We start from the raw sequence: 21574 nt of genomic DNA on the forward strand, positions 1-21574 counted from the left end.
GAAGATGCGCATGACCGCTGCTGTGCTGGGAGCGATGCTGATGGCGTTCACAAGCACCGGCGCCGCTCGCGAAAGCGGGGTGGCCGGCGAGCGCCACGGCACAACGACGCTGGCCAGCGCCGCCGTGCGCGACGCAGAGCGCCGCGACGCCTTGCGCTACACGGTCTGGTATCCGGCACCTGCAGGCAGCCGGGAGACCGTGCTGACCATCGGTCCACCCGACGCGCCGCTGTTCGAGGTCGGCCGGTCGTCCAAGGATGCGCCGGTCGCCGGTGATCGCCTGCCGACCTTGCTGCTCTCCCATGGCAACGGCGGCAGCGCGCGCATGATGGGCTGGCTGGGCACCGCGTTGGCGCGGGCAGGCTATCTGGTGATCGCAGTCGATCATCCGGGCAACAACGGCGTTGACAGCATGACCCTGCCCGGCAGCGTGCTGACCTGGCTGCGCGCCGATGACCTGCGTGCCGCACTGGCGGCTGTGCAGGCCGATCCGGTGCTGGGCCCCCATGTCGATCCTGAGCGCCTGGGGGTCGCCGGATTCTCGGCCGGCGGCTACACCGCACTGGTGGCGGCCGGTGCGCGACCGGACCTGCAGCGACTGCTGGCCTTCTGCACGGCGCATCCGGATGACGGCGTCTGCCGGCCCCAGCAGGAAGCGGCCACGCACACGATGGAGGCGCGTGTTGCCGCTGCGGCGTCGCCCGAGCTGTCGCCGTGGATGTCCCACGCCAACGACGCGCGCGCCATTCCCGGTGTGCGCGCGGTGTTCCTGCTGGCACCGGCAATCGTGCAGGCCTTTGCGCCCGAGCAGCTCTCCTCGCTGGAACAGCCCGTGTCGATCGTACTGGGCGAGGCTGACACGGTTGCGCCACTGCAGACCAATGGCGAGGCTGCGCGTGCGGTGATTGCGGGCGCTGCACTGCAGGCGCTGCCCGGTGTCGGCCATTACGATTTCCTCGCCGCATGCACCCCGACCGGACAGCGGCGGCTGCAGGACCTGTGCAGGTCGTCGGTGCCGAAGGCGCAGACCCACGCGCAGGCAGTGGACGCCGCAATACGATTCTTCAACCAGTCACTGCGCTAGTGGCCGCCGGGCAGTCCCCAGCGCTACAGTGAGCGCGTCCATGGAGAATCGGTCATGCGCCTGCTTCACCTCACCCTGCCGGTGTCCGACGTCGCCACCGTCGCCGCGTATTTCCACGATGTGCTGCAGCAGCGCGTGGTCGGCAACCATGTGCACATCGGCTGGAGCACGATCGAACTGCAGGCGGCGGGTGATCACCCCGTCGGTGGCGTGCACCTGGCCTTCAACGTACCGGACAAACGCTTCGGCGAGGCGATGGCCTGGTTGCGCGAACGTACCCCGCTGCAACGTAATCCTGAGGGCCTGGATTACTTTGCGCTGGAGAGCAGCTGGCAGTCGCAGTCGGTGTACTTCACCGGCCCGGACGGCCTGATCCTTGAACTGATCGGCCGCCGTCGCTTGCCGGCCAGCGCGCGCGAAGGCGTGTTCCATGGCAGCGAGCTGACCTGCCTGAGCGAGGTTGGCCTGCCCAGTCACGATGTCGATGCGGTGCGCGAACAGTCCAGCCAGCGCTTCGGCCTGCAGCCGATCAGCCCGCCGTCGCCGCAGTTCGCGCCGATGGGCGACGACGAGGGCCTGCTGATCATCGTCGCCGCCGACCGTCGTTGGTTCCCCGAGCAGAAGGACCTGCCCAATGCGCAGGGCGTGCAGCTGCAGGTGGGTGATGTGAGCGGCAGCGGCGAACTGCGCGATGCCGCGCTGGGCTGGCGGGTGTGGGCGGCCTGAACTACCAGCTGCCCGAAGCGCCGCCGCCGCCGCTGCGACCACCACCACCGGACCAGCCGCCGGAACTGCTTGAGGACGAACTCGACGACGAGGTGCTGGACGAGGAACGGTAGCCTTGGGACGACCTTCGTCCGCTGCGTGCTTTTTCGCCGGGCAGCAGGGTGAACACCCAGATGAAGTACAGGAACAGCGAGCCTACGCTGGACACGATCGTCGCCAACACGCGTGCGTTCTCGTCGTTGGCCCGGTCGATGGCCAGCAGCGCGCCCAGCGCATAGCCGCCGGTCAACAGCACCAGCACCACCAGGCGCACGGCGAAGCTGTTGCGGTTCTTCCGCCAGCGCGCGCGGCCGGCCTGCACCAGGAAGAACACCAGCATGGCGGCAATGGCGACCGCCAGGTTCAGCAACGTGTGCAGGGCAAGGCTGGGCGGCAACTGACCACGGACCAGCATCACCACAAAGAATCCGATACTGACGGCCAACATGCCGCACAGCACGATGCGCACACCACGGCTGCGACGCCAGCACCACCCCAGCAGTGCCGCCACCGGTACAGCGGGTAACAACACGAAGAACAGCGCAGGCAGTACATGCCGCGGCAGCAGCAGCGTCGCCGAAACCAACCCAGCGGCCATCACCGCCGTTACCAGCAACGGCCTGCCCCAGGCAGGCAAGGTCGGCCAGTTCGGCCTGGGCACTGCCGCATTGGCTGCCAGTGCCTTGCGCCGCCGCTCACGGCGTTTACCGCTGGACTCGGCCTCGGTCCTGGTGGCCAGCAGGCGCGGCGGTGATCGCCACAGACCGGCCAGGAACCCCACCAGCAACGTCAGGGCAACGACTGAATCCCCTGTACGCCAATCCGCTGGCAACAGGTTGCGTGCGGATGAATCCTGCTCGGGCGGCAGCGGCTCGCCATCGATCAGCGCCACCAGCACCTTGCTGCCGTCCAGCATGCCCCGGTCCAGGTCTCCTTCGCGCAGGCGCGGCACGATCGCCTTGTCGATGATGCGCGCGGCATAGGCATCGGGAATGGTGCCTTCCAGGCCATAGCCGGTCTGGATGCGTACGCGCCTGTCCTGCACCGCCACCAGCAGCAACACCCCGTCATCGACACCGGCGCGGCCCAGCTGCCACTGGTCGAAGACACGCTGTGCAAAGGCTTCGATGCCGTCATCGCCAACACTGGGCACCACCAGCACCTGCAGTTGCGCGCCTTTGCGTGCCTGCAGCTGCAATGCCTGCTCGCGCAGCGTGGCGCGGGTGCTGGCGGACAGCGCGTTGGCGGTGTCCACCACCGGGTCGTCCAGTGCCGGAATCGGGACCGCCGCCAGCACTGGCAGCGGCAACAGGCAGAGCAGCAGTGCCAGCCCTCCCCACTGCCATGCGTTGCGCCACCGCAGCACCCGGCTCATGTGGACGCCGTGCCTTGCATTGGCGGCGTGCTGTGCATCATGCGAAACGGCATCCGTGTATGTCCTTGCCCCATGAACGGAAAAGCCGGCCGGATTACTCCGGCCGGCCTCCTTTACCACACACCTCTTCACACGCAGCGGTCAACGGCCCATGGCCACTCGTTGCTGCTCGTCCTGCACGTGTTGCTGCGAAGGCTCGTGCTTGGCCAGCATTGCAGCGCTGGTCTCCTGCAGGCTCGGTGCCGTCTGGGTCATGTCCACCGCAGTACGGAAGCCGGGAACGGTGCCCACGACGAAGGCCTTGCCATCCTGCACGGTGACCCCCTGCAGCTTTTCCGGCGAATCGATGCCCGCGGCCTTGGCCTGGGCGGTCACATGCGCGCTCATCTCGTTGCAGATCATGCCCGGCATGTGGCCGCGGATCGCATTGTGCAGCGGCGTATCCGGATGCGCCTTGTCGCCCAGTTGCGGCCCCTTCGGCGCCGCCTCGGCATGGCTGCGGCCTTCGGCCAGCTTGCCCAGCGTCGCCGGACCCGCCACGCCATCGGCGGAGAGCCCGTGCTGCTTCTGGTAGGCGATCAGTGCGTCCCTGGTATTGGCACCGAACTTGCCGTCCTCGCTCAGCGGGTTGCCTTGGCCGTCGCGCACGCCCAGGCGGTTGAGTTCCTTCTGCAGCGCAGTCACTTCCTCGCCCTTGGCCCCCTGGCGCAGCACACCGTTGTGGTCGGCATCATGCGAATGGCCACCCTTGCCGGTTTCCTTCAGCTTGCCGTGGTCCCAGAAGTCCTGCGGGCTGAGCAGCTTGCCGTGCGGATCCTTCAACTGGTAATGCACGTGCTGGGCATACTGACCCGCACCGCCCGGGCCACGGCCGCCCATGGTACCGATCGGCTCACCCGCCTTGATCGGCTGGCCTTCCTTCACCTGGGTCGACTGCAGGTGCAGGATCTCGTGCGAGTTGCCCTGTGCATCCCTGATCTTCACCGTACCGTAGTCGCCACCGACGAACGTCACCGTTCCGGAGATCGGCGCGTTGACGGTCGGGTGCTGCAGATTACGGCCGTGCTGGCCGCCGACATAGTTGAAGTCGGTGCCACCGTGCGGCTTGTGCGCGCGGTGTTCGCCGAACTCACCGGTAATGTGCGGCTTGACCCCGTTCTGCGGGGGCAGCATCACCTGCATCGTCTGCTCGAAGGTGCGGGTCTGGCCTTCGGCATGCACCGCTGCCGGCTTGGCCTGCGCGTGCGTGGCCGCAGCTACGGCGGGGGCCGCGTGGCTGCCCTGGGACTGGCCGTGGGTCAGTCCCAGGCGCTGCTCCACGAACCGCTCGTACTTGTCCACGTACGGCATCACCTTCTTTTCAGACAGGGCGAGGCCGCCGTAATCACGGGTCGGGCCGTCGTGATGGTACTTGTAGATGTACTCCTCACCCTGGCCGCGCTTGTGCGCCAGCGTGCGGTTATCGATGTAATGGTCAACCAGTGCGTCGGACTGTGCGCCGACGTCGAAGCGGTTGCGGTTGTTGAGGTGGTAGTGGTTGCCGGTCTTGTCGATGAACTGGCCCAGGCCCGAGGCCGAGGTGGTGCCAGCGGCGGCATCGGGGTTGAAGCCCGATTCAACGCGGGCGATGGCCAGTACGTGCGCGGTTTCGCGCGGGGTCAGGCCCTTCTCGCGCGCCGACTCGATGATCGTGTCGATCACCCGTGACTGTACTTCCGGGGTCGCATCGCCCCACCGGCGGGAGTTGCCATGCAGGCGGCCGTCGCTCTGGTCGATCGGCTCGCGGTAGTGGCTCCACGGTTTGATGCGGTCACTGCTGTAGGCCGCCCCGCGGGGCTGGACCATGTCCTGGTAGATATCTGCCATGTCTGTGCTATCCATTCTATGAAAAGGGGGATTTCCTTAAGGGGTACTGCTCCTGGTACTTCTGGTACTGCGGTGCTGCGTTCACAGCGCGCGTGCGACGTCCTGCCGCTGCGCTCAGTCTTCGATGTAGTTCACCTCCGGGTGCGTGATGCCGAGCGAGTCGATCAACTTCTCGTACTCGTCGTTGTTGGGCTCCTGCTCCTCGCCTTCCGCGCCGCGCAGCGGCGGTGTGCTGTGGGTCAACTGGCGGCCACTGGCGTCGTACAGGTAGTACCACTCGCAGAAGCTGCAGCCGAACGGCAGTTCACCGTACTGCACGACGAAGTACGGCGTACCGCTGCGGTCCTGCACGCAGGCCAGGCCAACGGCGGTATAGCCGTCCATCTCCTTGGGCGCAGCAATGGCCTGGCGTGCGCTGTCCTTTTCAATTTCCAGCGTGGTCAGCCGGGAAGCGTCCGTGTCTTGGGTGGGCTGGGCCGCCAGGTGCAGGCGGGTGCCTTGGCAATCGATATGCATGCCGGTCTCGTCGAGCGTAAGAGAGGTGGAATGGTCCGCAACGGCAGCCGCAGGTGCGGCCGGCGTCGCTGCCGGGTCAGTGGAAGCAGGGGCCGCCGGTGCAGCCGCCTCAGGGCCGCTGCAGGCAGCAAGCATCAGGGCCAGCACGGGGGCAACGGGAGACAGACGCATGCGGGGCTCCTTGGGTGAATCACACGACCGCTCGCAGGCGGTCGCTCAGGGGTCAGATCGATTCGTCCTCACGCTTGACCAGTTGCCAGCACGGCTTCTGGGCAAAGGTGTAGATCTGCTGGTCGCTGGTATCGGGAGTGCGCATCTGCACCTGTACCTGGCCATCGGGCAGGCGGGTGACCTGCATCTCGCGGCCCTGGCGCTGCAGCGTGGCCGGGTCCGGCATCACCGGCCATTCGACCTTGGCAAGCGGCACCTTCTCCTCCACCTTGCGTGGCTCCGGCTCGGCTTCGCTGTCGATGTGGCTGTCCAGCAGCGGATCGGCAGTGGACGTTTCCTGCAGCGCGATCTCGTTGCCGAAATGCTTGAGGAAGTCGTCGAAGACCGGATGGGGGCAGCTGGCAGACGCGTCTGCCGGGGCTGCGGCAACCGGCGTGGCCGGCGCCGTGGCGCCGGCCGTGCTGGTCGGAGCCGGTGCGGCGGCGTCAGCGGGGGCTGCCTGGGGCGCAGGCTTGCAGCCGGACAGCGCAAGCCCCAGGGCAAGCGCAAGCAGGGCAACGGGGCGGAGCTGGTTCACGGGATCCTCCTGATTCCGGGCGGTCGCGCGCGGTTCCGGCGCGGTAGGGAGGCAAGGATAGCCATGCCTCGGTCAATTCAGTTTCAACATCCGCTGTCAGGAATATCCCGACATGCTGAATTGAGACTAATATCACACTAATACTGAAATCAACGTCATCGCAGCAGCCGTTAGACTCCACCGCACACGCTTCGACCCTGGCCCCATGCGCGCATTCCTGCTTGCCCTCTCCCTGCTGCTGCCAACGCTGTGGCCTGGTGGTGCGGCCGCGCTGGAGGTCCGGGAAGGCGATCTGCTGTTCGTCACCGCCGGCCATGCCGGCCTGAGCGCGGCCATCGACGATGCCACCGGCAAGCAGGGCGCACCCAGCTTCGATCACGTGGCCCTGGTCGCTGCGGCGCCAGACGGCTGGGAGCTACTGCATGCGGATGAGAAAGGCTCGCGCCGGCAGACGCTGGATCAGTTCCGCGAGGACGCCCGAGGCAAGCAGCGGCAGGTCGTGGTCTATCGGCTGCGCGCATCGCAGCAGGCTGCCATCAAGGATGCGATCGCGACCGCACGCATGATGCTGGGCAAGCCCTACAACACGTCGTATGTGTTGAATGAGGACAGCTACTACTGTTCGGATTTCATCGAACGTGCGTTCCGTGCGCACCATGTGTTCGCACTGCAGCCGATGAACTTCCGCAACCCGAAGACCGGGCAGATCGCACGGCACTGGGTCGATCTCTACCGCGCCATGGGAATGGAGGTGCCGCAGGATCAGCCGGGCACCAACCCGAACGACATGTCAGCAGCGCCGGTGCTGCAACGCATTGGCGTGCTGGAATAAGCGAAGCCCCGCACGGGGCGGGGCTTCGCGCATCACAGGAAGTGGGTACCGAAGTCACTCCTCCTCGTCCTGCCCACCCTGTTGCTGGTTGCGCTGGTTGCGCTGCTGCTGTTCCTGCTGCTGTTGCTGCTGCTGGTCGCGGCCACGCCCCTGCTGCTGATCCTGCTGGTTCTGCTGGCCCTGCTGCTTCTGGTTCGGGTTCTGGTTCTGCTGTGCCATGTCCGATCTCCAAAGCCACACGCGGAATGCGGTGGACGGGGCCATCGTCTGCAGCGGAGAGTTAATCGCGCGTTGGTGGGCGGCTACATTGGTGTGTACGCGCGTGAATGAACGGGCAAAGCCCCTTGCGGCACAAGCCGATGAAGGATTCATATGGGTTCGGCATGTGCTCATGCCGTCAGCCCGACTGCGCGCATTCATGGCGTGCTCTGCTGGAAACACGCGCTGAACGGAGCTGGCGTCCTGCTCGCGCACGGACGCCAGCCCTGCACTCACGGCATCACCGGCGGCACATACGCCAGGGTCATGCCCAGCAGCCACAACAGGCCCAGCACCAGCGGGATGTGCACCAGCAACTGGATGAAGGTGAAGCCCACGATGTCGCGTGCCTTCAGCCCCAGCACGCCCAGCAATGGCAGCATCCAGAACGGGTTGATCAGGTTCGGCAGCGCTTCGGCCGCGTTGTAGACCTGCACGGCCCAGCCCAGGTGCGCCTTCAGCTCGTTGGCGGCCTGCATCACGTACGGCGCCTCGATGATCCACTTGCCGCCACCGGACGGCACGAAGAAGCCCAGCACCGCCGAGTAGATGCCCATCACCAGCGCGAACGAATCGGTGCTGGCCACGTGCACGAACAGGCTCGACAGCCGGTGCGCCAGGGTCTGCCCGTCACCACCGGCGGCGTGGGTGAGGATCATCGCGATACCGCCGTACAGCGGGAACTGGATCAGCACGCCGGTGGTGCTCGGCACCGCCTTGGCCACCGCGTTGAGGAAGCTGCGCGGGCGCCAGTGCAGCAGCAGGCCCAGCGAAATGAAAAGGAAGTTGTAGGTGTTGAGGTTGGCGATGGCAGTGACCACCGGCTTGTTGGCGAACTCGTTGAACAGCCAGCCGAGCGCCAGCAGCGAGAGCAGCACGGTCAGCAGCGGGCTGTATTCCAGCCATTCGCCTGGGCGCGTGCGTCGCTGCAGCGGTTCCGGCTCGGCCTGCGCAGCGCCGGGGAACTCCTCGGCAGTACGCGCACTGCCGGCCGCAGGCGCGGTCAGCCAGGCGATCAGCAGCGAGACCAGAATCAGCACCGCGGTCAGGGCGATCGACTGCCACAGGAAGATGGTTTCGGTGAACGGCAATACGCCGGTGATCTCCACCAGCCCCGGCGGCATGCTGGCCGGGTTGGCCTGCAACTGTGCGGCCGACGAGCTCAGCCCCATCGCCCACACTGCGCCCAGGCCGAGGTACGCCGAAGCACCGGCCGCGCGGTAGTCCATGCGCAGTTCGGTGCGGCGGGCCAGCGCGCGGACCAGCAGGCCACCGAACACCAGCGAGAAGCCCCAGCTGAGCAGCGAGGCAAGCATGCTGACCAGGCCCACGTATACCACCGCACCGCGGCCGGTGCGCGGCACCCGGGCCAGGAAGTCGATGAAGCGGGCGACCACCGGCGCGGTGGCCACGGCGTAGCCACCGATGACCACGAAGGCCATCTGCATGGTGAAGGGAATCAGGCTCCAGAAGCCGTCACCGAAGGCGCTGGCGGTGGCCTGCGGGGTCGAACCGAAGCCCATCGCGGCCAGCGCGACAATGACCACGCCCAGCACCGCGAACACGTACGCGTCAGGGAACCACTTTTCCGCCCAGGCGGCCGAGCGCAGCGCTGCGCGCGCCATCCAGCCGTCCTGTACTGCTGCCGTCGAGGCCATCGCCTACCCTCCCAGGTTCGATGGATCGATTCTGGGCGGTGGGGTGTGGGCTGTCAGCCACCTATTGGTCGTAGGGGCGGAGAAGGGTAGTGCCGGCCGCTGGCCGGCAACCTCGGAATCACACACGGGTGCAGCCGGCCAGCGGCCGGCTCTACCAACCCCTAGGGTCAGCGCAGCGCCAGGTCCACGGCGATACCGGCGAACAGCGCGGCGCCGACCCAGTTGTTGTGCAGGAACGCCTTGAAACACGGGCCGCGCTCGCGGTTGCGGCAGATCCAGAATTCGTACACCACCAGCGCGGTGGCCACGGCCACGCCGGCCAGGTAGTAGCCACCCAGCCCGCCGCGCACGCCAACCAGCGCCATGGTGGCCAGGAACAGCGCGTACAGCACGCCCTGAATGACCAGATCGAGATCGCCGAACAGGATCGCGGTGGAGTGCGAGCCCATCTTCAGGTCGTCCTCGCGGTCGACCATGGCATACCAGGTGTCGTAGGCGGTGGACCACAGGATGTTGCCGGCATACAGCAGCCAGCCCAGCATCGGCACCTCGCCCTGCACGGCGGCGAACGCCATCGGGATGCCCCAGCCGAACGACATGCCCAGGTAGACCTGCGGCAGATGGGTGTAGCGCTTCAGGTACGGATAGCTGGCGGCCAGGAACACGCCGATGAAGCTCAGGCCGATGGTCAGCCCGTTCAGGGTCAGCACCAGGCCGAAGGCCACCAGCATCAGTACGGCGAACAGCGCCAGCGCGGCGCGACCGCTGATCGCGCCGGTGGCCAGCGGCCGCGCCTTGGTGCGCTCCACATGCGGGTCGAGCCAGCGGTCAGCGTAGTCGTTGATGACGCAACCGGCCGAGCGGGTCAGCCACACGCCGGCTGTGAACACGAACAGCGTCCACAGCGGCGGCAGGCCGCCGGCAGCCAGCCATAACGCCCACCACGTGGGCCACAGCAGCAGCAACGTGCCGATCGGGCGATCAGCGCGCATCAGACTCCAGTAATGCCGCCAACGCGGCGTCGCCGGCGACTGCGGCGAAGTGAGGGGGGTATCAGCCATGGCGATAGGATACTCCTGCCCCTCTGGCAGGGCTTTGCCGGTGGGGGGAGATTTGTTCGACGAAACTGGATAGAATGCCGGTCCCGCACCGCCTCATGGCGCTGCGATGCCCGCCCCGGCACTGGCCGACGGCGCGGCGGGTCTACAACGCGCCCGTAGCTCAGCCGGATAGAGTAGTGGCTTCCGAAGCCATTGGTCGGGGGTTCGAATCCCTCCGGGCGCGCCATTTTTCCTTCGTTGCCTGGCCGGCGCGCCGCCAGAAATGTCAGGGAATGAACGTTGCCGAGCGATGCTCGCAACCGGCAGCGTCCTGTACCACGATGGAGTAATTCGCGCCCGCGCTGGATGCGCCGGGCAGGAACAGGCCATCACCATCGAACTGAACGCTCTGCTGTTCATCCTGCCCGATCGACAGCCCGATCGCGCCCGGTGTGATTTCCTCAAGGATCACGTTGTAAGGCCGCCAGGCATCCTCGCCTGTGCGCCTCATCTCTGCGCGAGCGGTCCTTGGGTTCAACCTGCGTCTCTCATCCACCCACAGCTGAAGCGGCTGATCAGCATTGTGGGTGACCTGGAAGCGCCCGTAGGTCAGTCCGTCGACTCTCTCGGTGCCGACGTAGGTGAAATGGGCCGGCGGACACTTCATGGTGCGGTTCGGATGCGCCGCACAGGATGTCAGTGCAACCACGAGGCAAAAGGCGTTCAGGTGCTTCATGGCTTCGAGGCCTGACGTGGGTGGTTGTCGCGGCGGTGTTCGGCAGTGAGGGCAACCAGCACTACGCCCCAGAGCGGCGTGAGCAGCACGACGCTCATCACCGTCAGCGAAACCGGTACCTGCCAGAGCAGCGATGGGCTGAATCCGCTGAATCTATAGGCTTCCAGTACAAGCACCACGACCTGGGCCAGAAGGCCCGCGAGCAGCCCCAAGCCAGCCCCCTTGGCAAGCCGCCTGATCGTAAGGCGGCCCGCGGCGGGAACCCGTGCGCAGATTCCCAGCAACAAAAGGCTGACGGCATACAGCCAGAAGAAAACCTGATGTGAGTCGAAGGCGTAAAGCGCCCTGCCCACAAAGTGCAGGAACAGCCAGAGTGCTCCACACGACACCGCGTAGGCCAGCCCGTACCGAAGAATCTGCCTGGCTTTCATCTTGTACCTCTCCGAGGGCGTGCAGCCCGATCGCGTTCTTTTGTGGAGGATTGCGGGAGCTCATACACCTTGCCTCCCGCTTGGCGCCCTACTCGCGCAAGGCATCGCGCAGCGCTCGAGAGTACCTGCCTGCCTCCAGCGTTCGCAGCTGGGCCAGTGGAATCCGATACCTCCTGAACAGTGCGGCCAGTTCCAAGACCTCCCCCTCCAGAACCGCATCTGGATCCAGGGGGAGATAGATGACATCCCCTCTGCCGACCACATTCCCGATGCAGCCGATTCGACCGCGCACCCGAGGCGCTCTACGTCTCGTCGCCCGAAGGCGGGTAAATTTCCACCGCCAAACCGAGGCCCAAAGTTGTGACTCTGGTGAGAACTGCACGATCCAGTTCAAATCCGCCAAGTCCGCCCACAAAGATGCTGATATAGAATTCTGCCCTCCCTCCCGTATCTGTGATGTGGCCAATGAACTCACGCTTGTTTATCAGAAAATCGCACCAACGGGAGATCTCCTCATCCAACTCGACATTCACCTTCCTCGCGAGAGGAATAGATAGATAGGTAAATTCATAGAGCTGCTGATCCTCACCCTGCCGAGCTGGTCTAGGCTCGCCTGCACTGCGGGCAAAGCGGGACTCCAAACCAATTTCCTCCCTAATGGATTCAGCAGAAACAGAGGGATGGAAAAACCTAAGTGAAATATTCACCAAAAGACCACTCACGCATCACCTCCCAAAACCATAATCACTAATATTCCCCTCTATTCTACCTTTGCCGTCCTGCGTCCCAACCCAAATATCGCCATTTGGGGCTATACCAGTCCAGTGCGTCGGGCTAGCAGCGGAACCTTCCTTAATGGTTTCAACGGCACCATGATCAAGCCCGAAGGATTTTTTGGCCGTGTCTATAGGGAGTGTTCCTACTGGACAGTTCGTAGGCTTGGATCGCGCACCGTCCTTTTTCTTGCTGAAGTAGAGGTTGGCGAGAGCATCCACGATTACTGGCAAACTTACCGTCGCACCAATGAAAGCATCGATTGGCGAGTGGATCGGACTCATATCAATGTATGGCGCAGGAGCTTGCCCTTCCCCATAGCCCGGGAGGTCAGGATTCCACTGCTGGTAACCACTTCCAGGCCGATACGCTGGAGGTGGCAATCGCATAGCCCGAGCTGCACCGGACTGTAAGCCAAGACGATCCAAAGCAGACGCAGGGTTCCCACTCACATATGAATAAGTACTGATGCCTCCAACCAAACCAATCGGATCACTCTGCGAGTACCGCCCCACCATTGGTTCATACTCACGCTGGTAGTTGTAGAACAACCCACTCGCATCCGTGGCCTGCTGGCCCGGGAAGCGCAGTGCCAGCTCGAATGCCACGCCATCGCCATCCGGGTCGGCACTCGGAATCTGGTTGCCGAACACCTCGCTCTTGTTGCTCCACTCCCAGATCGCGACATTCCGCACCGGATCGATCACCACGCGCGGCGTGCCCAGATGGTCCGGCTGCACGTAGGTCAGCTCCGGCACGCCGGTGCCCGGCACGTTGATCAGCGCCACCGGGTAGTTGTCCAGCCAGATGGCCTGCTGCTGCGCCTGGCCCGTGGCCGAGTAGTTGCCCAGCCATTGCCCTGCTTCGTCGTACAGGGTGATCTGGGCAGCTCCACCGGACGGGCTGCGCAGCACGCGCTCACCGCGATGGTTGTAACCGTAGCTCTCCAGTGTGGCGTTACCCTGCTTCACCGCGTTCATGCGGTTGGCATCGTTGTAGGTGAACGCCTTGCTGCCAATACTGGTGGTATTGCCCGCTGCGTCATGGCTGCGTGCCTCGCCATCCACAGCAGTCAGGCGATGGCTGGTTGCGGGATAGGTGTAGCTGGCGGTGCCTGCCGAGGTGGTCAGCGCGGTGCGATTGCCGGTGCCGTCGTAGGCATAGGTTTCAATCGGCGTGCCTGTCGTCCCGTCCTGGGTCTGGGTCAGGCGACCCAGCGCGTCGTAGGCGTACTTGGCCAGCACCGACGAGCCTGCGCCGTTCTTCAGCTCGGTGATCGAACCGACGGGATCGTAGCCATAGCCCAGCGACAGGCCGCCTGCCGCGGGGTCATGCACCGCCTGCGGGCGGTAATCCAGATCCAGCGGACGCTGCAGCTGGCGGCCGTTGCCGTAGGTCCAGCCGGTCGCCGGGCCGAAGGCCGCATAGGTCACGTTGTTCACCACGATCTGGCGTGCCTGGCCGGGCCGGGTCAGGCCGATCTGGCTGATGCGGCCCTGGGTATCGCGCACGTAGTCGGCCACGCTGCCGTCGGGGTAGGTCAACGCAGTCAGGCGCCCCGACTTGCTGTAGGCATAGCGCAGGGTGGTGGCCACACCATTGACGGTCTGCACCTTGCGGGTGACCTGGCCGAAGCGGTCATGGCAGTACTGGGTGCTGCCATTGGCGTGCAGCACCTGCCCCAGACGTCCCTTGGCAAAGCGTTCGTCGGCGGCACAGGCGGCCGGCGCCACGTCATAGCTATAGCCGATATCCAGATTGGGATCCGGGTAGGCGATACCGATCAGGCGGTTGAGTGCATCGTAATGATAGGTGGCGGTGACGCCACGCGCATCGGTAGCCGTCTTGCGATTGCCGGCGGCGTCCACGGTGAAGCTGCTGGCGCCACTGTCCGGGCTGACCTGCCCGGTCAGATCACCGAAACCGTTGTAGGCGTAGGTGGTATGCAGGCCCTTCGGGTCGGTGACCTGGGTGACCTGGTCCAGCGCGTTGTACTGGCTGCGGATCTCCGCCGCGACGCCGCCGACGTCCTGCAGGGTCTGCGCCAAGCGGTTCAACGGATCGTACTGCTGGCTGGTCACGCGCTGCAGGGCATCGGTCACCGTCTGTGGGTTGCCGTTGGCATCGTAGGCAAAGCCGGTGGCGTGGTTGCCCGCATCCTTCAGCGCGGTCAGCTGGCCAAGCGTGTTGAACGTCCGCGCCAGGGTACGGCGCAGGGTGCCGCCTGCATCCAGCGTGTCTTCCTTGAGGCGGTTGCCGGCGTTGTCCAGTACGTAGTGGATCGTGTTGCCGCTGTTGTCCGCAATATCGGTCAAGCGCTGGGCGGCGTCATAGACATAGGTGACACTGCTGCCGTCCGGCTCGGTGACCTGCTGCACCTGGCCGGTCGGCCAGTAGCTGATCTGGGTCACCCGGTCCTCGGCTGTGGTGGCACCGCGCACGGTGACCGAGGTCGGCCAGCCGCGCGCATGGTAGGTGTAATCGGTGACCACGCCGTTGGCATCCTTGACCGACAACGGCCGCCCGAACGCGTCGTAGGCCAAGGTCTCGACCGTCTGGCCCAGCGCATTGGTCACGCTGCGCAGGTCGCCCTTGCGATAACTGCAGGCACCACTGGTCGCGCATCCCGCGTCGTCTGCGGTGTAGTAGGCATAGGTGGAGACATCCGCCACATCACTGCGTGGGCCATCCACGCTACGCAGCAGTCCCACCAGCGGGCACTCCGGCCCTTCGGCCTCACAGTAGGTCTGCGTGGTGATGCGGGTATCACCGGTCACCCTGTCGCGCACGGTGATGGTGGTTGGCTGGAGGCGCGCATTGCGTGCGATGCGGATCTCACGGTTACCGATGGTCTGCTGCACCAGCCGATTGCTGTCCATGGCCACGCGCATTTCGCTGACGCGCTGGTCCGGAGTACCGGCCGCTTCGGTGGTGGTGGTCACGCTGACGGCGCCTGCGGCAGCATCACTGGCCTCGGCATAGGCGTAGCTGGTGACGACACCACGGCGATCGGTCACCGACTGCAGCCGACGCCGGAAATCGGTCCCCTCGGGCAGATAGGCGCGAGTGATGCTGCCGTTGCTTTCGGTGATGCCATTGACCTTGCGCGGGAGGCCACTGGTACCGCTGGCGGTCAATGCGTAGGTGCTCTGCTTGCCCAGTGCATCGGTGACGATGGTAGTGCCCGCCGGGGTGTACTCCAGGCGCACGCCATCAATGCCCACGTCGGCTTGACTGCAATCACCGGAATGGCGGCTGCAGGTGACCCGCCCCTTGGCGTCGTAGCCGTACCAGCTGTAGCGCCGGGTGTCTTCGGCGGTCACGCCGGTCAGGTAGCCCGGGAAGCGGGCGTCCTCATAGTGATACGTACGGCTGGCACCGTCTGCATAGGTCGCGGTGATCAGTTCCCCGGCCGGGGAGTAGGCGTAGCTCACCACAGGCTGGCCGGCGATCACCAGGGCCGAGATCAGTGAATCGTCGCCCTGCGCGAGGTACTGGACGTCCACCCGTCGGCCGGTTGAATGGGTGATGCTGAGCAGGCGGCCGCGGCTGTCGTGTGCATAGGTCAGCGAAGTACCGTCTTCGAAATCACGGCGCTGCATCAAGCCATCAGCATCAAAATAAATGCGCTCTCCGGCACGTGAAAGTTGCCAGTTGGTGCCCTGCTGGACCGCGCGATCGCCGCTTCCGTCCATGGCTTCGTAGCTTGCCCCCACTTTCTGGAATGCGATCTGCCCGCCATCGGCGCCGATCAGCCCAACTTTCAGTTCGGAGCTGGGAGGGAAGGTGGAATCGTCTACGCCTGCGGTAAGCCGCAGATTGTGGGAATGGGTCCAGCCCGTACCCAACGCGCCGCCCGCCGTGCTCGTCAGGGAGTGATAGTGGCGTTGGAAGCTCACCCATCCAAGGTTGAAATCCGGCTCAGGCTGGGATTTATCGCCAGTGGTCGGATCACACGGGTTACCAACAGGACACTGCTGCGGCGGCAGCGGCCCGCTTGTGTAGGAGAGCATGGGCGACATGTGCGGCTCGTCCTGCTGGACCAGAGAGCACATCTGCAGGGCCTCATTCCACGTCAGGGACGGTCGATTCGGACAAAGCGCCGTTCTGGCCCGGCGCACATGCTCCCACCCCACTATCGACGAGCATTCTTGAGTGCTCTGATGATAGAAGTTCAAGGTGTAATGGAAATTCTTCTCCTCGTTGGTGACGCTACCGTCGTCGCCCCTGCCAAGTCCAAGGAGCTCCACCCAAGGATCCTCCGTGAGTGAAGTCGCCGGGCACTGCGGGTCGCTGACGCGGGTAGCGAGGATCACGCTACGAATCTGATCTTCGGATGAGTACTCCTGCCCTGAGTGGATGTAGACCCAGTCGGTAGTAACGATCTTCTCGGGTCTCACCCGGTAATCGTAGATGACCTTCTTTCCAAGGACGCGTTGGCGTTTGACATGCCAATTGAACGGTTTGTCCTTTTCGTACTGGGAAAAGAGCGACTTGATGTCCTTCTGCACCGCCGCTTCGGTAGCTCGCGGCTGGCCCATCGACAGGTAGCTCTCCCATTTCTTCTGCACCTCCTGCGCCTGCGCAGCCCAAGGAGCCAGGCTCCCCAGCGCGATCATCGCCAGTGCGGCACACGAAATGGTCTTCAGTCGTTCCAACATCCCTGTTCTCCTTCCTGGACAAACACAGCACCGGCAGGAACGAGAACGTGGGGCGGTTGCCTCACCACGTCATGCTTCGGATCGTCCCTGGTCCGGAATGCGGTCTGACCGCATGGGGGACGTTATCTCCGATGTCGTTTACACATTCAAGTCATAAAGTGTGGAGCGGGTCGGATTTCAGAGTTTTCTGATAAAGCGAGCGGCCGACCGAACAAGCAGCCGAGCGTGGGCTCGGCTCTACAAGGCGAATGCCTCCAGAAACAGAAACACCGGGCAGTGCCCGGCGTCTCCGTCACGGCGTGGAAGGGTGTAAACCTCAATACCTCCCGTCGAACGCGAAGATCGGCTTGCGCGTCTTCCACGCACCAGCAGTAAAGTCCGGGAACTCCAGCGTCTGGAAACCGTTGGCGATCGACTGCTCGCTCAACGGGGTGATCGCACTCCAGGTCACCGCGTCGTAGATGTCGATCGGCATCGGTGCCTTGGCTTTGAGCGCTTCAACAAATGCATGGATGACGAACCAGTCCATGCCGCCGTGGCCGGCGCTGGCGGCGGTGTCGGCATTCTGCTTCCACAGTGGGTGCTCGTACTCGTCCTGGTACTTCTTGAACTCTTCCCACTGGTGCGGCGGGCTGCGGCCTTCGATGTGGATCGAATGGTTCACGTCCATCCACAGGCCCTTGGTGCCCTGCACACGGAAACCCATTGAATACGGGCGCGGCAGCGAGGTGTCGTGCTGCAGCAGGATGGTCTCGCCGTTCTCGCAGGCCAGCGTGGTGGTGACGATATCGCCGAGCTTGAACTTCACCTGGGTGCTGGGGTGGGTGGTGCCACCACTCTTGGCCACGGTGTATTCGTGCAGGCCGCGTGCCTTGGTCGCGAAGGCGTTGATGTGGGTGAAGCGGTTGCCACGGTTGATGCCGGTGTACATCGCACAGGGGCCGATGCCGTGGCTGGGGTACAGCTCACCATTGCGTTCCACCGAATGCTCGGTGCGCCAGCGAGCTTCGCTCCAGCCCTTCGGACCGAACTCCACGCCGCTGTCGTAGGGCTGGTTGGGGTCGCCGGAATTGAACTTCACGCCGCGCAGGTCGTGCTGGTAGCCGGCCTGCAGATGCACCAGTTCGCCGAACAGGCCCTGGCGCACCATCTGCAGCGCGGCCATCACGTCGCGGCGGTAGCAGACGTTCTCCAGCAGCATGTACGGGGTGCCGGTGCTCAGCTGGCTCTTCAGCACGTCCCAGTGGTCCTGCAGGGTGATGCCGGCCACCACTTCACAGCCCACGGCCACGCCGGCCTGCATCGCGGCAATCGCCATCGGTGCGTGGTACTCCCACGGCGTGGCGATGATCACGCCATCGATGCCCTTCTGTTCCAGCAGGCGCTTCCAGGCGTTGGTATCGCGGTCCTGGCCGTAGGTCTTCGGGGCCGGCTTGCCGGCCTTGGCCACCATCTCCATGGCACGGCCGAGCATGATCGGTTCGATGTCGCACAGCGCGACCACCTCGACATCGTCGCGGCGCACCAGCTCCTTCAGCAGCACAAGGCCACGCATGCCGGTACCGATCATGGCCAGGCGCACTTTGCGCCCGCGTGCCCATGCCGGGGTCTGCGGCAGCAGGCTGCTGGCGGCGACAGCGGCACTGGCCGCGATGAATTCCCTACGCTTCATGGCAAAGATCTCTCCTCTTGGCAGCGTGCCGGCCGCAGCCGGCACGCCAGGTCACGCAAACGGAATTACTTGAACCGGTAGCCGATGGTCACACTGTAACCACGGCCGAAGATGGTGGCGTAGTCACTGGAGTCACCCAGGAAGCTGTTCGGATCGTAGAACGGCAGGCGGTTGAACAGGTTCTTGACGGTGAAGCTCAGGTTCCACGCATCGTCCGGGCGCCAGGTGACGCTCATGTTGGCGGTCCACCACGACGGTGCACCATCGCACTTGCTCTTCTGCAGGGCCAGGTAGCCGCCGGTGCAGGTTTCCTTGTTGTTGCTCTCTTCGTCGATCTGGTCGGTGGCCCACTTGGTGCCACCCACGTAGTTGACGAACATGCTGGTGGTCACCTGCTTGTAGGTCCAGTCTGCATTGAGCGTGGCACGCAGGCGCGGGTTGTTGTAGTAGCCCACCACGTCGCCGTAGTACCAGCCGTTCTCGGCGTCCATGTAGAAGCGGTTGCGGTTGGCGATGGTGGCGGCCAGGCCGATGTTCAGGTTGCCCCAGTCGCCCAGCGAGAAGCGGCTGCGCGCGTCGATGTCGAAGCCGTCGATCAGCGTCTTGCCGCGGTTCTTGTACTGGCCGACCACGCTGGCCACGTTACCGGCGGAGTAGCCCGGCAGGGTGGCCGGGCAGCTCACGCCGCTGGCCGGATCGGCGCACATTGCCGCCAGCTGCGCCAGGTTGGCGCGGTCGCTGTCGGTGATCGGCGAGCGCGACATCGAGATGATGTCTTCCATGCGGCGATAGTCCGGCGCGACGATTTCGTTGTCACGGTAGATGAACCAGTAGTCGGCCGACACCGACAGCCAGGTTGCCGGCTCGTAGACGAAGCCGAGGGTGGCGATCTTGGCCTTTTCCGGCTTCAGGTCCTTGTTCGGCTGGGTCATGCGCGCCACGGTGCGGCTGCAGTCGACGTTCAGCAGGGTCTTGCCGAGGTCGACGTCACCCGGGCGCTGCGACTTCAGCAGCAGGTTGGCGATGGCGTTGGTCTCGCCGCAGCGCAGTTCGTCACGGAAGCCACCGAGCTGGGCGAACACGCCGCCGTTGCCGGACTCGGCCAGGCTCGGTGCGCGGAAGCCGGTGGAATAGGTGCCGCGCAGCATCAGCTGATCGAACGCCTGGTACTTGAAGCCGATCTTCGGCGCCACGTTGGCACTGAAGTTCGGGTACTTGTCCACGCGCACCGCCGCATCCAGTTCCAGCTTGTCGGTGATCGGCGCCACGGTCTCGGCGAACAGCGCGTAGGTGTTGCGCTTGCCGTCGAACCACGAGCCGCCCTGCTGGGTGATCAGGCCATTGGCCGCGTCGGCGTTGCCCGGGGTGTAGAAGGTCTCACGGCTGGCGTTGAAGCCGAACGCGGCGCGCATCTCGCCCGCCGGCAGCTGGAACAGCGGTCCTTCGATCTTGCCGTCCAGGGTATGCAGACGGGTCCACGACTGGATGTCGAAGGTCGGGAACGCTTCACGGATCAACGCGGCGTTGGCTTCGCTGATCTCGCCGAACTTGTACGCCGGGTGGTCGGAGATGATCACCCGACCGGTGCCCGGATCGATCGTGTATGGGCCGAAGGCCTTCTCGAAGCCCTTGGTGTTGACGTTGATCGTCTGGTAGGTGGTGGAGTGGGTACCAGCGCTGGCGAATGCGGTTTCCCAGTTCCAGTCGCCCCGGTTGCCACGCGCACCGGCCAGCACGCGGTAGCTCTTGTCGGTATTGCGCTGGCCGAAGTAGTTCGGGCCGGCATCCTGCAGCAGGTAGTTCAGGCCGACCACGCCGCCCATCATGGCCTTCAACTGCGGGCTGGCGTGGTTGTACTCGTTGTTCGGGCCCAGGAACGGGTACAGGAACTGGTTGACGGTGTTGCCGGTGTTGCGCGAGAACCAGCTGGTCGGGTTGCCAGTCGTGGTGCCATAGGTGCGCGGCGTGCCGCCGTTGGCGCGCAGGTCGATGTCGGTATAGGTCGCCTCGGCGAAGATCTCGGTGTTGTCACTGACCAGGAAGGTGCCGTTGAGGTAGGCGGTGTTGCGCTCGGACTTGGCGCCGGCATCGATCTCGTTGTTCATCCAGGTTTCCCAGACGCAACGCGGGCCGGCCGCTTCACTGGTCAGCACGTTCTTGCAGCCCGGCGCAGCTTCCTGCACGCGGCGGCCGGTGACCGGATCGAAGGCGAAGTAGGTGCCCGGGTTGAACTCGCCCGGCTTGCTGCCCACGCCCAGGCGCAGGTTGTTGAGGTAGTTCGGGTTGTTGACGTAGTACTGGTCCGGACGCTTGTCGTAGAAATCGCTCAGCGGAATCGCGTCGCGACGGTACATGTTGACCGCGCCATAGATATTGAAGCGGTTCTCGGCCAGGTCACCGAAGCCGGCGGTGATGCTGGCTTGGCGCTCACCGTAGGAATCGATGCGCGAGGAGGTGTCGTTGGTGAAGCTGATCTCGGCACCCTGGAAGTTGCGCTTGGTGATCACGTTGATCACGCCGGCCACCGCGTCGGTACCGTACACGGCCGACGCGCCGTCGGTCAGCACTTCCATGCGCTCGATGGCCGCCGCCGGAATCGCATCGATGTTGACGAACTGGGTCTGGAAGCCGGCCGGCGCACCGTAGTACGACAGGCGGCGACCGTTCAGCAGCACCAGCGTGCCCTGTGCGCCGAGCCCGCGCAGGTTGGCCTGCGAGGCACCATCGGAACCGGTGAACAGCGAGCGCGCATCCTGCTGCGCAGGGCGTGCGGCCGGCAGGTTGTCGAGCACCTGCAGCAGCGTGCGCGCACCCATGTTCTGGATGTCCTGCTTGCTGATCACCTGCACCGGCGAGGCGGTTTCAACGTCGGTGCGGCGGATGTTGGAGCCGGTGACCTCGATGCGGGCCAGGTCGGTGGCGTTGTTCTTGCTCTCCTGGGCGAAGGCAGGAGCGGCAAGCGAGAACAGCGCGCCGGCAATGGCCAGCGTCAGCGGAGCGATCGAGCGGCAGGGGGGGCGGTGGTGGCGGGCGGGCAACATCGGGGTTCTCTCCTGGCAGGGGTGCGGCGCAACTGAGTGAGCGCGTGGGCGTTCGGCGGGCAAAACGCTCCCGGGCCACGGCCATGAGGGCCGTAGTCGGGATGGGGCGGGGGAGGA

At 64.9% G+C, this 21574-nt stretch carries 16 protein-coding genes and 1 tRNA gene; 4 read left to right on the forward strand and 13 right to left on the reverse strand.

What is annotated here, in order from left to right; genetic code table 11:
• Positions 1 to 4 precede the first annotated feature (4 nt).
• Positions 5 to 1084: an alpha/beta hydrolase family protein gene (locus ACM0PY_RS10075; RefSeq protein WP_180883732.1), complete on the forward strand. Its 1080-nt coding sequence runs from the start codon at positions 5 to 7 to the stop codon at positions 1082 to 1084.
• A 54-nt stretch (positions 1085 to 1138) separates the two neighbouring features.
• The gene (locus ACM0PY_RS10080) at positions 1139 to 1810 is read left to right on the forward strand and encodes a VOC family protein (protein WP_180883730.1); all 672 of its coding nucleotides are present in this window, start codon (positions 1139 to 1141) and stop codon (positions 1808 to 1810) included.
• A 1-nt stretch (position 1811) separates the two neighbouring features.
• Here ACM0PY_RS10080 and ACM0PY_RS10085 read toward each other — a convergent pair whose 3' ends face one another.
• From ACM0PY_RS10085 to ACM0PY_RS10100, 4 genes are all read right to left on the reverse strand, one after another.
• Positions 1812 to 3224 carry a TPM domain-containing protein gene (locus tag ACM0PY_RS10085; RefSeq protein ID WP_180883728.1) on the reverse strand — a complete coding sequence of 471 codons (1413 nt, stop codon included), beginning with the start codon at positions 3222 to 3224 and terminating at the stop codon, positions 1812 to 1814.
• Positions 3225 to 3365: 141 nt separating this feature from the next.
• Positions 3366 to 5090 carry a peptidoglycan-binding protein gene (locus tag ACM0PY_RS10090; RefSeq protein ID WP_134971369.1) on the reverse strand — a complete coding sequence of 575 codons (1725 nt, stop codon included), beginning with the start codon at positions 5088 to 5090 and terminating at the stop codon, positions 3366 to 3368.
• Positions 5091 to 5204: 114 nt separating this feature from the next.
• Positions 5205 to 5777: a hypothetical protein gene (locus tag ACM0PY_RS10095; RefSeq protein WP_235646736.1), complete on the reverse strand. Its 573-nt coding sequence runs from the start codon at positions 5775 to 5777 to the stop codon at positions 5205 to 5207.
• Between the two features lie 52 nt (positions 5778 to 5829).
• Entirely contained in the window at positions 5830 to 6354 is a 525-nt protein-coding gene (locus tag ACM0PY_RS10100) for a hypothetical protein (protein WP_180882389.1), read from the reverse strand.
• A gap of 205 nt (positions 6355 to 6559) precedes the next feature.
• On the opposite strand from ACM0PY_RS10100, the gene ACM0PY_RS10105 reads away from it, so the two are divergent.
• Positions 6560 to 7186, forward strand: coding sequence for a YiiX/YebB-like N1pC/P60 family cysteine hydrolase (locus ACM0PY_RS10105; RefSeq protein WP_134971373.1), 627 nt, complete (start codon positions 6560 to 6562; stop codon positions 7184 to 7186).
• A 54-nt stretch (positions 7187 to 7240) separates the two neighbouring features.
• Here the strand turns inward: ACM0PY_RS10105 and ACM0PY_RS10110 are convergent, their stop codons facing one another.
• The 3 genes from ACM0PY_RS10110 to ubiA all read right to left on the reverse strand — a co-directional run bounded on the left by ACM0PY_RS10110 (position 7241) and on the right by ubiA (position 10163).
• A complete protein-coding gene (locus tag ACM0PY_RS10110; protein ID WP_005414774.1) occupies positions 7241 to 7405 on the reverse strand; it encodes a hypothetical protein in 165 nt (54 codons plus the stop codon).
• 272 nt (positions 7406 to 7677) lie between these two features.
• On the reverse strand, positions 7678 to 9102 hold the full coding sequence (locus tag ACM0PY_RS10115) for a short-chain fatty acid transporter (RefSeq protein ID WP_180883726.1): 1425 nt from the start codon (positions 9100 to 9102) through the stop codon (positions 7678 to 7680).
• A 167-nt stretch (positions 9103 to 9269) separates the two neighbouring features.
• Positions 9270 to 10163: a 4-hydroxybenzoate octaprenyltransferase gene (gene ubiA, locus ACM0PY_RS10120; protein ID WP_005411493.1), complete on the reverse strand. Its 894-nt coding sequence runs from the start codon at positions 10161 to 10163 to the stop codon at positions 9270 to 9272.
• Between the two features lie 149 nt (positions 10164 to 10312).
• Here ubiA and ACM0PY_RS10125 point away from each other — a divergent pair.
• Positions 10313 to 10389: transfer RNA gene (locus ACM0PY_RS10125), tRNA-Arg, on the forward strand.
• 39 nt (positions 10390 to 10428) lie between these two features.
• Here the strand turns inward: ACM0PY_RS10125 and ACM0PY_RS10130 are convergent.
• The 6 genes from ACM0PY_RS10130 to ACM0PY_RS10155 form a co-directional block, all read right to left on the reverse strand.
• Entirely contained in the window at positions 10429 to 10878 is a 450-nt protein-coding gene (locus ACM0PY_RS10130) for a Rossmann-fold NAD(P)-binding domain-containing protein (RefSeq protein WP_180883724.1), read from the reverse strand.
• Positions 10875 to 11309 (reverse strand): hypothetical protein, encoded by a 435-nt coding sequence (locus tag ACM0PY_RS10135; RefSeq protein ID WP_005420072.1) that lies wholly within the window; start codon positions 11307 to 11309, stop codon positions 10875 to 10877. Before ACM0PY_RS10135 ends, ACM0PY_RS10130 begins: the two co-directional genes overlap by 4 nt.
• A 302-nt stretch (positions 11310 to 11611) precedes the next feature.
• Entirely contained in the window at positions 11612 to 12031 is a 420-nt protein-coding gene (locus ACM0PY_RS10140; RefSeq protein WP_134955282.1) for a DUF4279 domain-containing protein, read from the reverse strand.
• Between the two features lie 3 nt (positions 12032 to 12034).
• Positions 12035 to 16744, reverse strand: a complete 4710-nt coding sequence (locus ACM0PY_RS10145; protein WP_235646734.1) for an RHS repeat-associated core domain-containing protein — start codon at positions 16742 to 16744, stop codon at positions 12035 to 12037.
• 316 nt (positions 16745 to 17060) lie between these two features.
• Entirely contained in the window at positions 17061 to 18416 is a 1356-nt protein-coding gene (locus tag ACM0PY_RS10150; RefSeq protein ID WP_180883722.1) for a Gfo/Idh/MocA family protein, read from the reverse strand.
• A 65-nt stretch (positions 18417 to 18481) separates the two neighbouring features.
• On the reverse strand, positions 18482 to 21457 hold the full coding sequence (locus ACM0PY_RS10155) for a TonB-dependent receptor (protein WP_134971488.1): 2976 nt from the start codon (positions 21455 to 21457) through the stop codon (positions 18482 to 18484).
• Positions 21458 to 21574 lie beyond the last annotated feature (117 nt).

Origin of the sequence: Stenotrophomonas sp. BR163 (genome assembly GCF_047520985.2) — a bacterium.
GTDB classification, from domain to species: domain Bacteria; phylum Pseudomonadota; class Gammaproteobacteria; order Xanthomonadales; family Xanthomonadaceae; genus Stenotrophomonas; species Stenotrophomonas sepilia.